Source organism: Mycoplana rhizolycopersici, from assembly GCF_013378445.1.
In the GTDB taxonomy this organism is placed as follows: Bacteria; Pseudomonadota; Alphaproteobacteria; order Rhizobiales; family Rhizobiaceae; genus Mycoplana; species Mycoplana rhizolycopersici.
Genome location: NZ_JABXYK010000009.1, coordinates 160,334 through 174,084, shown reverse-complemented (window position 1 = coordinate 174,084; position 13,751 = coordinate 160,334). Strand labels below are relative to the sequence as shown.

Sequence of the window (13,751 nt, the reverse complement as noted above, 5' to 3'; positions counted from 1 at the left end):
AAACGGAAGGATCGCGATCTGCTTTGGGGCCGGAGGGAAGAACGATCAGCCGCCCATCAGCACGTCGAGAAGCGTCGAACGGCGAGGCTGTGGCTGTTGTTGCTGACCGACATCGGCGGGCGGGACGGGCAGCCCCTCGTCGTCGATCTGGCGATCCGGTATGGCCGTCGGTCCCTGGTTGGGGCCGGTCTCCCGGCTGCTCGTGCCAAGTGCGCGTGCCACCATTTCGGCCCAGGAATCGCGCCGTGCCGCACCGGCGTCCGGGCCAGCGCCGGAGCCGACTGCCGCGACAGGGACATCGCCGCTGCCGAGGCCAAACAGCGGCGAAGGCGAAAGCCCCTCATGGGCGGCCGTCATGTAGCGGCTCCAGGCCTTGGCCGGCAGCCCGCCGCCGGTCACCTTCTTCATCGACTTGCCGTCGTCGTTGCCGAACCAGACGCCGGTCGTGAGGTTGCTGGTGTAGCCGACGAACAGCGCGTCGCGGAACGACTGGGTCGTGCCCGACTTGCCGGCGGCCTGCCAACCCGGAATATTGGCGTTCTTGCCGGTGCCGTGCGTTATCACGCCGACCATCATACCGTTCATCATGGCCACGATTTCCGGCTGCAGCACGCGCGGCGGGTTGTCGTAGGTGTTCTCATAGAGCACCTTGCCGGCAGCCGTGGAAATACGGCGGATGATGTGCGGAGTCGCCTTGTAGCCGCCGTTCATGAAGGGGGCGTATGCGGAGGTGAGCTCGACCAGCGACACCTCGGAGGTGCCGAGCGCGATCGAGGCGTTCGACTGCATCTCCGATTCGATCCCGAGCCGATGGGCCAGCTTGATGACCTGGTTGGGGCCGACCTCCATGACGAGCTGCGCGGCGATCGTGTTCAGCGAATTGGCCAGCGCATCGGCGAGCGTCACCTCGCCGCGGTACTTCTGGTCGTAGTTCTCCGGCGTCCACTTGCCGATCCGCACCGGCGCATCGTTGCGCACCGACTGCGGCGAGCGCCCCATTTCCAGCGCGGCGGCATAGACGAACGGCTTGAAGGCCGAGCCCGGCTGGCGCTTGGCCCTGGAGGCGCGGTCGAACTGGCTTGTCGCATAGTCGCGCCCGCCGACGAGAGCGCGGATGGCGCCGGTTCCGTCGATCGAGACAAGTGCCGCCTGCGAGGCGCCGAGCTTCTCGCCCTCCGCGTCGATGACCGCGGCAATGGCCTCGTCGGCCTTCTTCTCCAGGTCGAGGTCGATGGTGGTTTCGACGACGAGATCCTCGGTAATGTCTCCGACGAGCTTCGGCACCTGGTCCATTACAAGATCGGCGGCATAGTGCTCGGCGCCCGACCAGTAGCTCTTGGCCCGCGTCGGCGGCTGCGACATCGCGGTCGTGATCTCGCGATCCGTGACGAAGCCGGCATCGCGCATCGCGCCGAGAACGACCTGTGCCCGCTCCTCGGCCGCTTCCGGATCGCGCGCCGGCGAAAGGCGTGAAGGCGCTTTCAAGAGTCCTGCAAGCAAGGCCGCCTCCCCGAGATTGACGTCGCGGGCGGACTTGCCGAAATAGCGCCGCGAGGCCGCCTCCACGCCATAGGCATTGGAGCCGAAGAAGACGCGATTGAGGTACATCGCGAGGATTTCGTCCTTGGTGTACTTGTGCTCCAGCCAGAAGGCGAGCAGCACCTCCTGGACCTTTCTTTCCATCGTCCGCTCGGGCGAAAGAAACAGGTTCTTGGCGAGCTGCTGCGTCAGCGTCGAGCCGCCCTGCACCATGCGCCCGGTCGTCAGGTTCGTGACCATGGCGCGGGCGAGGCCGAACGGATCGATGCCGAAATGCGAGTAGAAGCGGCGGTCTTCGATGGCGAGGACGGCCTGCGGGATATACGGCGACATCTGTTCCAGCGGCACCGCTTCCCCGCCCGTCGTGCCGCGATTGGCAATCACCGTTCCGTCCGTCGACGCAATCTTCACGTTCGGCGGCCTTGCGGGGATCGACCAGGTCGTCGCGCTCGGCATCTGCGCGCCGTAGTAGAGGACAAGCGCGCCGATAGCCATGCCGCCCCATATGCCGAGCACGATGCACCAGTAGGCAAGGAAGCGAATGGGCGCCAAGATGCCGCCGCTGCGCGTGCGGCGCCGGGCCGGGCTCTTTCCGCGCGGCACAGCTGCGGGCTTGCGCGCGCTTGCCTTCGCCTTGCGCTTCGGAGTTCTGGTCACGCGATCATCCTCGTCGATACGCAGATCGTCGTCTTCAACCTCGAATGAGGGCTCGATCCGTCCTGAGTTGCGCCGGCCTGCCATGCTGGGGGAAATGCGCCTTTCCTGCTTCGGCCGTGCGCGGCGAAAATCGCCGCGAGTGCCCTAAGGTCTTGATTTTGCGGACGCGCTGCGCCTGCAAACACACGGTGGTCGGTTGAACTGTAATTGCGGCGATTTAAGGGGTGGTTAAGGACGGTTTAACGGGAGGTGGCCGGCCGGCCACATCGGCGAAACGCGTTACCTGCGGTTCGCGCCAGGGCAGACACGCTTCGGCCGCGCGACTTTGTGATTTCCACTTTCCGGATGCCGCCGCTATTCTGCCGCCGCAACGAACAAGGAGACGATCATGAAACGCATCCTCGTAATCGCTTGCGCGCTCGGCCTGTCCGCTCCCATGGCTTTTGCCGACTGCGCCTATCACAAAAACACAAGTGCCTCCGCCGATGTCGACAAGACCACGACGACCGCAAGCATCTCGCAGCAGTCGGCACCCCCATCCGATGAAGTGGTGCTCCTGAAGAAGGGCGACGCTTCTGCAGCGCAGCAGAAAGTCGCGGAATAGCAGGATTGGTGCGGTGACGTGTTCACCGGCGGGAAAAGGGAAGGGCGGCCTTGGCGCCGCCCTTCGTCATTTCAATAGTAGGGCGACAGGCACTGCTGGCGCGGGCCGCCATAGGGCTGGAACGTGTTGTCGTAAGCCCGGTAGGAGCGATAGCGCGCCGCACACCATTCGAAGTGACGGGGATTGATGCCGCCTTCCTCTACGTAGCGCGGCTGGCTCGCGATCGCGCCGCCGATGATCGCGCCGGCGCCGAAGGCCGCGAGCGGATACCAGTAGCCGTCGTCATAGCGGCGGTAGCCATCGCGGTAGTAGGGATAGCCGCGGTAACCGCGATAATATCCTCCACCACCATGGTAGCGGTTGCCGCCGCGATAGTACCGGCCGCCGTCGCGATAGCCGCGCCGGACGTAGTAGTCGACGGCCTCGACGTTCGTCGGAACCGTGACGCCGGTGCGGGGCATCGAGGCGGCTTCGGCTGGCAGCAGGCCGGTGGCAAGGGTGGCCGCGGAAAGCGCGGCAACCATCAGGCCCGTGACGATCTTCTTCATCTTCTTACTCCCGAAAGCCAATCTGCATTCTAAGACGGCCTCCATCATGCGGCTATTCGGCTGAATGCAGGATGAACCGCGTCAGCCGCCGGTATTCGTCTTCTCCTCGCGCTTTGACTGGGTGTAGCGCGCGTGTTCGAACGCTAGAACGGCACCCAGACCCAGCACGAACGGAATGATCAGGTAGAAGATGCGGAACACCGCGAGCGCGGCGAGCACGTCCACCGGGCTGAGCTCGGGCAGGCCGGCGATGAAGATCAGTTCGAGCACGCCGATGCCGCCCGGCGCATGCGACAGGAGAGCGGCCGAGAACGAGGCGAGGAAGATGCCGAGCACCACGAGGTAACCGGGATTGCCCGCTTCCGGCAGCACGAAATAGATGATGGCTGCAGCCGCGAGCAGCTCCACCGGGGCGATCAAGAGCTGCCGGAAGGCGATCGAGGGGCGCGGATATTCGAGTTTCAGCCAGCGGGTGCGGATCGGGCGGAACCCCACCAGGCTGCCGACGACATAGAGTGAAACGAGCGCCAGGATCAGTACGCCCGTCGAGAACGCCGCCTCGACCGGAAGTACCTCCGATACCCGCTCGATGATTTCCGGCTCGACGATCAGCACCAGGCCCATGAGCACTGCGGTGCCGAGGGCAAAGGTGAAGGAACAGAAGGCGACGAGCACACCCACTTCGCTTGCCGAAAGCCCCTTCGACGAATAGGCGCGGTAGCGCACGACGGCGCCGGAAAAGACCGAGGCGCCGATATTGTGGGCCAGCGCGTAGGCCGTGAACGAGGCGATGGTGATGAACCAGAGCGATATGCGACGGCCCAGATGCTCCAGCGCCAGGTGGTCGTAGGCTGCCAGCGCCGCATAGGCGGCAATCGTCGCAAGCGCCGCCAGTATCCAGCCGGAAGGCGGTATGGCCAGCAGGCTCTCGCGGAATTCGTGGAACGAAAGTCCCCTGAGGTCGTGGTAGAGGATCCAGAGCGAAAATACGATCGCGGCTGCGCCGACGACCGGCCAGAAGAACTTTTTGAGCCTCATGCGCCCGGCGCCCGTCCGCAGCGGTCGCCGTCCTTGCGGGACTGTTCCGATAGCAGACGATAGGCGCGATTGTCAGTCATGGCATGCTTCCCCTTGGCCTCTTTTTCCTCCGCAACGCTGGCCGTGCGGACCTGCCCTCGCTTTCGGAATTATCCGGTCAAGTTAAACATATGGAAAAGGCAGGACAATGATTCGCAATGCCGCGAGCGCCCGGGATACGCAATCGTGATCGCTCCCGGGCGAAGTGGCGGTCAGCGGGCGGCGAGTGCGGCAAGAATTCGCACCCAGGAACGGATGCCCTTTTCGAAGGACCGCAATTCATATTTCTCGTTCGGCGAATGAATCCGGTCGTCCGACAGCCCGAAGCCGACGAGGAGCGATTCCATGCCGAGCATCTTCTGGAAATCGCCGACGATCGGGATGGACCCGCCCATGCCGATCATCACCGCGGGCTTCGGCCATTCTTCCGAAAGAGCATCCTTCGCCTTGTTCAGAAGCGGCGAATCATAGGGCAGCTGGATTGCAGGCGAACCGCCATGGGCGTGGAAGCTGACGGAGCAGTCCTTCGGGATCTTCGATCGCACATAGGCGCGGAACGCATCGCGGATCCTTGCCGGATCCTGCTTGCCGACGAGCCGGAACGAAACCTTCGCCGACGCCTGCGCCGCGATCACCGTCTTGAAGCCGTCGCCGGTATAGCCGCCGAGGATCCCGTTGACTTCCGCTGTCGGCCGCGCCCAGGTCAGCTCGAGGACGGAACGGTTCTTCTCGCCGGAGGGAACCGAGAGGCCGATCTCGCCCAGGAACTTGTCCGCCGTCTGACCGAGCTTCTCCCAGGAAGCCTTGATGTCCGCAGGCGTCTCCTCGACACCGTCATAGAAACCGTCGAGCGTCACGCGTCCGTCGGCGTCATGGAGGCCCGCCAGGATATCGGCGAGGATATGAATCGGATTGGCCGCCGCCCCACCGAAATATCCGGAATGGAGGTCGCGGTCGGCCGCCTTGACGACGATCTCCTCGCCCACGAGCCCGCGCAGGCCCGCGGAAATCGCAGGCGTCTCCGCGTCCCACATGTTGGTATCGCAAACGAGGGCGAAATCCGCCTTCAGTTCGGCAGCGTTGGCTTCCAGGAACGGTTTAAGCGAAGGCGAGCCGGATTCTTCCTCGCCCTCGAACAGGATCGTCACCTTGCAGGGCAGGGCGCCGGTCGTCTCCTTGTACGCGCGGCAGGCCTCGACGAAGGTCATCAGCTGGCCCTTGTCGTCGGAAGTGCCGCGGCCCGTGATGATCCGCCGGCCACCGGCGATGTCGCGCACCGCCGGTTCGAAGGGATCGTGCTCCCACAGCTCCAGGGGATCAACGGGCTGCACGTCGTAGTGCCCGTAGAAGAGGACGTGCGGCGCATTCGCCGTCGCCCCGTCATGATGGGCGACCACCATCGGGTGGCCGGCCGTGTCGCGAACCGTGGCATCGAAACCCAGCGAGCGCAGTTCGTTCACCAGCCATTCAGCCCCGCGCTGCACCTCGGCCTTGTAGGCGGGATCGGTGGAGATGGACTTGATGCGGACGAGGTCGAACAGGCGCTCGAGGGCGGCCGGTACACCCGCCGCTGCGTGATCGAGGACGGGAAGCAAGTTGGTCATGGTCGAATCCTTCTTTTCGACCGGACATTAGCGATTGTGCCCGATCCAAGAAAGGCCATGCCGCCTCAAGAACGCGTGTCGCGCGCGATATTGGCGATCATCATGCGCATGTACTCCAGGAGCAGTTCCTTCTCGAACTTGCGAAACCCGCGAAACAGCTCGCTCTCGGCGTCTTCGGCGGCGGCCAGGGCATCGGCGCGCATGGCCTGCCCGCGTTCGCTCAGATGGATCAGCTGAGCGCGTTTGTCGTTCGGATGCGGCGATCGCGTGATCAGCCCGTCGCGCTCCATGCGTGCCAGGGTGTTGGCCATCGTGGCCTGCTCGATGTCGAGGCGATCCAGCAGTTGCCGCTGGGTCAGGCCGTCGCCGGCCCACAGTTCCAGAAGCACCGGCAGTTGCCCCGGCGCAAAGCCGGACTGCCTGGCGCGGGCCTGCAGCGCACGCGCGGCCTCCTTTGCCAGCAACCCGGCAAGATAAGCGGCCGATTCCCTCCGATCGAACACCATTCGACAAGGCTATGCCGGATTTCGATTCCGGGCAATCGGGGGTTCTTGTCGGTTGGGATCGAAATCGCCACCTGCTCCGCAATGACAAAAGCCGCTGCAGGCGGGAGGTAACGCCTGCAGCGGCTCTTGCAAATTGTGGACAAAGGCCCGGAGAGGGGGATAAGGCCTTTGTCCTCTGGTCTGGCGCGGCGGGGGACAGGCCGGGATGCCAGACCACGGCTTAATCAGGTGCCGATGAGTGTCATTTGGTCCTCGGATTGTGGCTTTTCAAGGGAGTTGCGCGCCGCTGAAAATTACAAATCGGTAACGTTTGTGTGAGGCTCAAAGCGGTTTGGTTGGCCATGCCCAACTGCAATGGATGATGGACGTGGGAGGCCGCGCACGCTATCCATTCGCCCATGAAAAATGGTGATCATCTCTTCCTCGTCGACGGCTCCGGATTCATCTTCCGGGCCTTTCATGCGATCCCGCCGCTGAACCGGAAATCGGACGGTCTGCCGGTGAACGCCGTATCCGGCTTCTGCAACATGTTGTGGAAGCTGCTCAAGGATGCGCGCAACACCGATGTCGGCGTCACGCCGACCCATTTCGCCGTCATCTTCGATTATTCCTCGAAGACCTTCCGCAACGCGCTCTACGATCAGTACAAGGCGAACCGCACGGCGCCGCCGGAAGACCTGATCCCGCAGTTCGGGCTGATTCGTCACGCCACCCGCGCGTTCAACCTTCCCTGCATCGAGAAGGAGGGCTACGAGGCCGACGACCTGATAGCCACCTATGCGCGGCTTGCCGAGGCGGCCGGTGCCGACGTTACGATCGTGTCGTCGGACAAGGACCTGATGCAGCTCGTCACGTCGAAAGTGTCGATGTACGACAGCATGAAGGACAAGCAGATCACGATCCCCGAAGTGGTCGAGAAATGGGGGGTGACACCGGACAAGATGATCGACCTGCAGGCGATGACCGGCGATTCGACCGACAACGTCCCGGGCATCCCCGGTATCGGTCCGAAGACGGCGGCCCAGCTCCTGGAGGAATACGGCGATCTCGACACGCTGCTGGCGCGCGCGGAGGAAATCAAGCAGCAGAAGCGGCGCGAGAACATCATCGCCAATCGCGCCCAGGCGCTGCTGTCGCGCGAACTCGTCACCCTGAAGACGGACACGCCGCTCGATGTGCCGCTCGAGGATCTCGTGCTCGAAGCCCAGGACGGGCCGCGGCTGATCGCCTTCCTCAAGGCGATGGAGTTCACCACGCTGACGCGGCGCGTGGCCGAGGCGTGCGATTGCGATGCATCGGCGATCGAGGCAGCCGTCGTGCCCGTCGAGTGGGGCGCTGAGGCCCACGGCCCCGACCTCGACAAGGGTGAGGCCGGCGGCGTCAGTTCGATGTCCGGTACGCCCGCGGAGAGCGCCGCCGAAGCGGCTGAGACCCTCTTGCCAAGCGTTTCTGCCAACGGCCATGAACCCGCGACACTCGCGAAATCGAGGGCCGCGCTTTTTTCCGGCAAGCCGATCGATCATTCTTCCTATGTGACGATCCGTGACCTCGCGACGCTCGACCGCTGGGTCGCAGACGCGCGCGAAACTGGCCTCGTCGCCTTCGACACGGAGACGACATCGCTGGATGCCATGCAGGCCGAGCTTTGTGGCTTCTCGCTGGCAATCGCCGACAATGCGAAGGATCCCACCGGCATCGCCATCCGGGCAGCCTACGTTCCGCTGCTGCACAAGGCCGGCGCCGGCGATCTTCTTGGCGGGGGGCTCGTGGACGGGCAGATCCCGATGCGCGATGCGCTTGCCAGGCTGAAGGACCTGCTCGAGGATCCCGCAATCCTCAAGGTCGCGCAGAACCTGAAATACGATTACCTCGTCATGAAGCGGCACGGCATCACCGTGCAGGGCTTCGACGACACCATGCTGATGTCCTATGCGCTCGATGCGGGGGCGGGAACGCATGGCATGGATGCCTTGTCGGAGCGCTGGCTCGGCCACAAGCCGATCGCCTACAAGGACGTCGCCGGGAGCGGCAAGGGTGCCCAGACGTTTGACATGGTCGATATTGACCGGGCGACGGCCTACGCCGCGGAGGACGCCGACGTCACGCTTCGCCTGTGGCACGTGCTGAAGCCGCGGCTGCCGGCTGAAAGGATGACGACGGTCTACGAGCGACTGGAACGGCCGCTCGTTCCGGTGCTCGCGCACATGGAAGAGCGCGGCATCACCATCGATCGGCAGATCCTCGCCCGCCTCTCCGGCGATCTCGCCCAGGGCGCGGCCGCGCTGGAGGACGAGATCTACGAACTTGCCGGCGAGCGTTTCACGATCGGCTCGCCCAAGCAGCTCGGCGACATCCTCTTTGGAAAGATGGGTCTTCCCGGCGGTTCGAAGACGAAGACGGGGCAATGGTCGACTTCCGCGCAGGTGCTGGAAGACCTGGCGGCCCAAGGCATTCCCTTGCCGCGCAAGATCGTTGACTGGCGCCAGCTGACCAAGCTGAAGTCGACCTATACCGATGCTCTGCCGGGCTTCGTCCATCCCGACACCCGGCGTGTGCACACCTCCTATGCGCTCGCAGCGACCACCACCGGTCGTCTGTCGTCGTCGGACCCGAACCTGCAGAACATCCCCGTGCGCACGGCCGAAGGACGCAAGATCCGCACCGCCTTCATCGCCGCTCCCGGCCACAAGCTCGTTTCTGCCGACTACAGCCAGATCGAGCTTAGGGTGCTTGCGCACGTCGCCGACATTCCGCAGCTGAAGCAGGCCTTCGCGGACGGCGTCGACATTCACGCCATGACCGCGTCCGAGATGTTCGGCGTGCCGGTGAAGGACATGCCGGCCGAAGTGCGCCGTCGCGCCAAGGCGATCAATTTCGGCATCATCTACGGCATCTCGGCGTTCGGGCTCGCCAACCAGCTGTCGATCGAGCGGTCGGAAGCGGGCGACTACATCAAGCGCTATTTCGAGCGCTTTCCCGGCATCAGGGACTACATGGATTCCACCAAGGCATTCGCCCGTGAAAACGGTTATGTCGAGACGATATTCGGTCGCCGTGCGCACTATCCCGAGATCAAGTCGTCCAACCCCTCTGTCCGTGCTTTCAACGAGCGAGCGGCGATCAACGCGCCGATCCAGGGCTCTGCCGCCGACATTATCCGCCGGGCGATGGTCAAGATGGAGCCGGCGCTCGCGGAAAACGGGCTTTCCGCCGTCCGCATGCTGCTGCAGGTGCATGACGAACTCATCTTCGAGGTCGAGGATGTCGAGGTCGAGCGTGCGATCCCGGTCATTGTCGGCGTGATGGAAAACGCATCGATGCCGGCGGTTTCCATGAAGGTGCCGCTGAAGGTCGACGCGCGCGCCGCGCTGAACTGGGACGAGGCGCATTGACCAGTGGTGGCCACTATCGAGGGTGCAACTGTTGCGGGTCCGTTTACCACGTGCTGACGTTTGACGTCAGTACGGCACACCAACCTTCCTGCCTTAACGCCGCCTTAATCGCTTGATGCGTTTCTGCAGGTGGCTTGTGGGGCGCGTGGCGCCTGAAACGTGCGGGTAACGGGATGGACGCGGCGCGGCAAGGTAGTCTTTCTGCAGATTTCGAACGGCGTGCGCCGCTGGTGGTGCAGGTCGTGCGCCAGTATGCGCCGAGCCGCGGCGGGCTGGAGGACGTGGTCGCCAATCTTTCGCGGCAGTTGCGGAGCCGCGGCTATCGGGTCCGCGTCGTGACGCTCGATCGCGTCTTCACCGCCCTGGACCGCAAGCTGCCCGCAAGGGAAACGATCGACGGCATCGAGATCGTGCGCATTCCCTTTCGCGGCAGCACCCGCTACCCCATCGCACCCGAGGTCTTCCGCCATATCAAGGATGCGGACCTGGTGCATGTCCATGCGATCGACTTCTTCTTCGACGCGCTGGCATGGGGCAAGTTCCTGCACGGCAAGCCGCTCGTTGCGACCACGCACGGCGGCTTCTTCCATACGTCCAGACATGCGGCAGTCAAGCGCATCTGGTTCAACGTTGCGACCCGCCTTTCGGCGCTTGCCTATCGCAGGGTGATCGGTTGCAGCGCACAGGATACGCGCCTGTTCCGCAAGATCGCCGGGCGCTGGACGGTTGAGATCGGCAATGGCGCCGATGTCGCAAAATTCCACGATGCCGGTGCGATGGTTCCGCTGCGCCGGATCGTTACCATCGGCCGCTTCTCCTCCAACAAGCGGCTGGACCGTCTTCTGGATGCCCTGTCGCGGCTGGTCGCCCACGAGCCCGACTGGCGCCTCTTCGTTGTTGGCGTGCCGGGTGAAGTCAGCGAGGCGCAACTGCGGGCGATGATCGCCGAGCGCAATCTGGACGACAATGTCGACGTGCTTGTCGGGCTCTCGAATGAACAGATCAGGGATGTGCTGAACGGCTGCTCGCTCTTTGCGTCGGCTTCCGAATATGAGGGCTTCGGGCTCGTGGCCGTGGAGGCGATGAGCGCCGGCCTGATGCCGCTGCTCCATCCCAATCAGGCCTATACCGATCTCGCCGGAAGCCATCCCGAAGTGCGGCTTTGCGATTTCGATGACCCGGAAGAGGCGGCGGGTACCATCCATGCAGCCTTCCTGGGGCTGGCGCGTGACGTGGCCGGCTACCGTGTGGAAGCGATGCAGGCGGCCAATGGCTATGCCTGGGACAAGGTTGCCGGGCGCTATGCCGAGATCTATACCGAAATACTCGGAAATGTCGCGCCGGCTGCACGGGTCGCACCGGCGAAGGGCGGTGAGGGCAATGGGATTGCGGCCAATGGCTGAGTGCCCGCCTGCGCGCAACGGCGTATTTGCAACCAGGCCCGGCAAGCGGATGGCGGGGCGTGTCGGAGCCCTGATGATGGCTATTCTCCTGCCGCTCGAAGCCTCTGCCGCCTGCCTGCGGGGGGTAAACTTCGCCGGCGCCGAATTCGGCGATCCTCCCGGCGTCTACGGCAAGGACTACATCTACCCGAGCGACGAGACGATCCGTTATTTCGCCGGCAAGGGATTTAACGGTGCACGCCTGCCGTTCCGCTGGGAGCGGCTTCAGCCGAAACTCGGCAGGGCGTTTGCGATGGGCGAGCGAAGACGGCTTCACGATGCGGTCAAGCGGCTGAAGGGGGCCGGCTTCATCGTTGTTCTCGATCCGCACAACTACGCCCATTACGATGGCCAGCAGATCGGTTCCGCCGGCGTGCCGGTTGAGGCCTTCGCCGATTTCTGGCATCGGCTGGCCACGGAGTTCAAGAACGATCCCGCGGTGCAGTTCGGTCTGATGAACGAACCGCACGACATCGCCGCCAACGATTGGCTGACGGCGGCGAATGCCGCGATCGCCGCCATCCGTTCGGCGGGCGCCACCAATCTCATCTACGTCCCGGGAACCATCTGGACGGGTGCGCACAGCTGGGAGCGCGACAATCCCGGCGGCTCCAATGCGACCGTCATGCTGGGTATCGAGGATCCGGAAAGGAACTTCGCCTACGAGGTTCATCAGTACCTCGACAACGACTTCTCCGGCACGCGCGAGACCTGCGAGGCTGCCGATGCGGCGGTTTCGGCGCTTGAGCGCTTCACCGCATGGCTGCGTGAAAACGGCAAGCGGGGCTTCCTCGGCGAGTTCGGCGCGCCGGCGAAGACCGAATGCCTGACGGCCCTTTCCCGGATGACTGCCGTCGTCGATGGTGCGCCGGACGTCTGGACCGGCTGGACCTACTGGGCGGCTGGCGACTGGTGGCCTGAGAGCGAGGCGCTGAATATCCAGCCCACCAAGGAAGGCGACCGCCTCCAACTGCGGGCGCTCGAGTACGGCGGCAGCATTCCCGCACCGAAGGGATCCTGTCCGGCATTGGGCGAATCCCGCTAACGATCAGGCCGTTGTCGAAGCTCTGTCGTCCGCTACGCGGATAGGGGCGTGGCCGCGCGTGATTGTCCTGATCGCGGCGCATCGGCTCGGCGGTAGGCGCTGGCGGTGCCGACCAGAAACCACATCAGCGCTCCGGTCTTGATCGAATAGAAGCTGTCGCTGATCAGCATCAGAAGCAGCAGATAGATGATCATCATCGAGTGGAAACGCCAGCCGCGCGCATCAGCCATCGGGGCATAGACGAACAGGCTCCAAAGCGCGACGAAACCGAAGATGCCGAACGCCGTCAGCGAGTAGCTGATGCCGGAATCGGCCGTAAACGCGTCGGTCGTCTCCCAGCCGAGCACCACGCCGAGATCGAGCTGCGTGAGGATGTGGGCGGTCACTGCAAACCGGCCCGCAACGTCGTTCGGCCCGCCTTCCGAAACAGACGTGATGCCGTAGATCGCCAAGGCCGCCAGCAGGAAGAACGGCATCACCACCCAGACGAGACGCGGAATAAAGGAATAGAATGGATAGAGCAGGGTGATGAGGATGCAGGTATAGAGCCCGAAGCGGGCGTCCGCGAGCGCGATGACGGTGAAAGCGAGCAGGAAGATGACCCAGCGCAGCCTGAATTCCCGGCCCCGGAAGAGAGCCCAGGCGTAGATGATGGCGCCGAAATTGCCCATCGAGACAGGCTCAAGGAAGACGGAGGAGACGCGATGCTGCCCCAGGAACGGCAGGATGGTGCGTGCCTCCGGCCGCTGCCCCGAGATAAAGAGGCCCTTTGTCTGCCCGAAGACCTGATCCAGCGTCACGGTGCCGCGCGCCAGATAATAGCCGATCACGTTGAAGTATTCGAGGAAGACCGGCAGGAAGAGATATTCGAACAGTCCGAAGCCGACGACGATCAGGCCGCTCGCCAGCACGAGCCTGTCCGCCAGCCTTGCATCCGCAATGCGCATCGCCAGGAAATAGAAGGCGAGCGGAATGAGAATGTCGCGCACGGCCTTCGGATTGACCTGACCGCCGCGCAGCATGAACAGGAACACCATGTAGCTGACGAACAGCCCGAAGATGACGTACAGCGCCGACTTGCGTGTCATCGCCGCCAGCACGGTGCATCCCACGATCACGAGCTCGGCCATGATGACGTGGCGATCGGCCGTTCCCATGATGCGCGTATTGACGAAGCAGAGGATGGCGTTGAAGACCAGCCCGCCGAGAACGGTTGCGGTCGCCACTTTCCGTACAATATCCGGGGCGTCGGCATCACGGGCAGGACTTGGCGGGCCGCGCCGGCTGCGCGTCGGGTAGCGCGAGCCGTATCCAAGCGATCCGGTGTGCGACATCGG

General features: G+C 63.9%; 10 protein-coding genes. 4 read left to right on the top strand and 6 right to left on the bottom strand.

Features of this window, described 5'->3' with window-relative positions; translation table 11 throughout:
* Window positions 1–45: 45 nt before the first annotated feature.
* Window positions 46–2,280, bottom strand: a complete 2,235-nt coding sequence (locus HV823_RS16095; RefSeq protein ID WP_176950745.1) for a transglycosylase domain-containing protein — start codon at window positions 2,278–2,280, stop codon at window positions 46–48.
* 304 nt (window positions 2,281–2,584) lie between these two features.
* On the opposite strand from HV823_RS16095, the gene HV823_RS16090 reads away from it, so the two are divergent.
* Complete coding sequence (locus HV823_RS16090) at window positions 2,585–2,800, top strand: hypothetical protein (protein WP_176950744.1); 216 nt, start codon at window positions 2,585–2,587, stop codon at window positions 2,798–2,800.
* Window positions 2,801–2,871: 71 nt separating this feature from the next.
* Here the strand turns inward: HV823_RS16090 and HV823_RS16085 are convergent, their stop codons facing one another.
* The 4 genes from HV823_RS16085 to HV823_RS16070 form a co-directional block, all read right to left on the bottom strand.
* Window positions 2,872–3,348 carry a BA14K family protein gene (locus tag HV823_RS16085; protein ID WP_176950743.1) on the bottom strand — a complete coding sequence of 159 codons (477 nt, stop codon included), beginning with the start codon at window positions 3,346–3,348 and terminating at the stop codon, window positions 2,872–2,874.
* A gap of 81 nt (window positions 3,349–3,429) precedes the next feature.
* On the bottom strand, window positions 3,430–4,386 hold the full coding sequence (locus tag HV823_RS16080; protein ID WP_176950742.1) for a lysylphosphatidylglycerol synthase transmembrane domain-containing protein: 957 nt from the start codon (window positions 4,384–4,386) through the stop codon (window positions 3,430–3,432).
* Between the two features lie 251 nt (window positions 4,387–4,637).
* Window positions 4,638–6,029, bottom strand: coding sequence for a dipeptidase (locus HV823_RS16075; RefSeq protein WP_176950741.1), 1,392 nt, complete (start codon window positions 6,027–6,029; stop codon window positions 4,638–4,640).
* A gap of 65 nt (window positions 6,030–6,094) precedes the next feature.
* The gene (locus HV823_RS16070) at window positions 6,095–6,535 is read right to left on the bottom strand and encodes a MarR family winged helix-turn-helix transcriptional regulator (protein WP_176950740.1); all 441 of its coding nucleotides are present in this window, start codon (window positions 6,533–6,535) and stop codon (window positions 6,095–6,097) included.
* A 398-nt stretch (window positions 6,536–6,933) separates the two neighbouring features.
* On the opposite strand from HV823_RS16070, the gene polA reads away from it, so the two are divergent.
* The 3 genes from polA (at window position 6,934) to HV823_RS16055 (ending at window position 12,414) form a co-directional block, all read left to right on the top strand.
* Entirely contained in the window at window positions 6,934–9,927 is a 2,994-nt protein-coding gene (gene polA, locus HV823_RS16065) for a DNA polymerase I (RefSeq protein ID WP_176950739.1), read from the top strand.
* Between the two features lie 173 nt (window positions 9,928–10,100).
* The gene (locus tag HV823_RS16060; RefSeq protein WP_176950738.1) at window positions 10,101–11,330 is read left to right on the top strand and encodes a glycosyltransferase family 4 protein; all 1,230 of its coding nucleotides are present in this window, start codon (window positions 10,101–10,103) and stop codon (window positions 11,328–11,330) included.
* Window positions 11,331–11,403: 73 nt separating this feature from the next.
* Window positions 11,404–12,414 (top strand): glycoside hydrolase family 5 protein, encoded by a 1,011-nt coding sequence (locus HV823_RS16055; protein WP_246301487.1) that lies wholly within the window; start codon window positions 11,404–11,406, stop codon window positions 12,412–12,414.
* A 32-nt stretch (window positions 12,415–12,446) separates the two neighbouring features.
* Here HV823_RS16055 and HV823_RS16050 read toward each other — a convergent pair whose 3' ends face one another.
* Window positions 12,447–13,748 carry a UDP-phosphate alpha N-acetylglucosaminyltransferase gene (locus tag HV823_RS16050; RefSeq protein ID WP_176950737.1) on the bottom strand — a complete coding sequence of 434 codons (1,302 nt, stop codon included), beginning with the start codon at window positions 13,746–13,748 and terminating at the stop codon, window positions 12,447–12,449.
* Window positions 13,749–13,751: the final 3 nt, after the last annotated feature.

Excerpts from the sequence above, each read along its gene's own strand:
- HV823_RS16070 (WP_176950740.1), bottom strand. The coding sequence starts at position 6,535 with ATGGTGTTCGATCGGAGGGAATCGGCCGCTTATCTTGCCGGGTTGCTG.
- HV823_RS16055 (WP_246301487.1), top strand. The coding sequence starts at position 11,404 with ATGATGGCTATTCTCCTGCCGCTCGAAGCCTCTGCCGCCTGCCTGCGG.
- HV823_RS16095 (WP_176950745.1), bottom strand. The coding sequence starts at position 2,280 with ATGGCAGGCCGGCGCAACTCAGGACGGATCGAGCCCTCATTCGAGGTT.
- HV823_RS16050 (WP_176950737.1), bottom strand. The coding sequence starts at position 13,748 with ATGTCGCACACCGGATCGCTTGGATACGGCTCGCGCTACCCGACGCGC.
- HV823_RS16090 (WP_176950744.1), top strand. The coding sequence starts at position 2,585 with ATGAAACGCATCCTCGTAATCGCTTGCGCGCTCGGCCTGTCCGCTCCC.
- HV823_RS16075 (WP_176950741.1), bottom strand. The coding sequence starts at position 6,029 with ATGACCAACTTGCTTCCCGTCCTCGATCACGCAGCGGCGGGTGTACCG.
- polA (WP_176950739.1), top strand. The coding sequence starts at position 6,934 with ATGAAAAATGGTGATCATCTCTTCCTCGTCGACGGCTCCGGATTCATC.
- HV823_RS16080 (WP_176950742.1), bottom strand. The coding sequence starts at position 4,386 with ATGAGGCTCAAAAAGTTCTTCTGGCCGGTCGTCGGCGCAGCCGCGATC.
- HV823_RS16085 (WP_176950743.1), bottom strand. The coding sequence starts at position 3,348 with ATGAAGAAGATCGTCACGGGCCTGATGGTTGCCGCGCTTTCCGCGGCC.
- HV823_RS16060 (WP_176950738.1), top strand. The coding sequence starts at position 10,101 with ATGGACGCGGCGCGGCAAGGTAGTCTTTCTGCAGATTTCGAACGGCGT.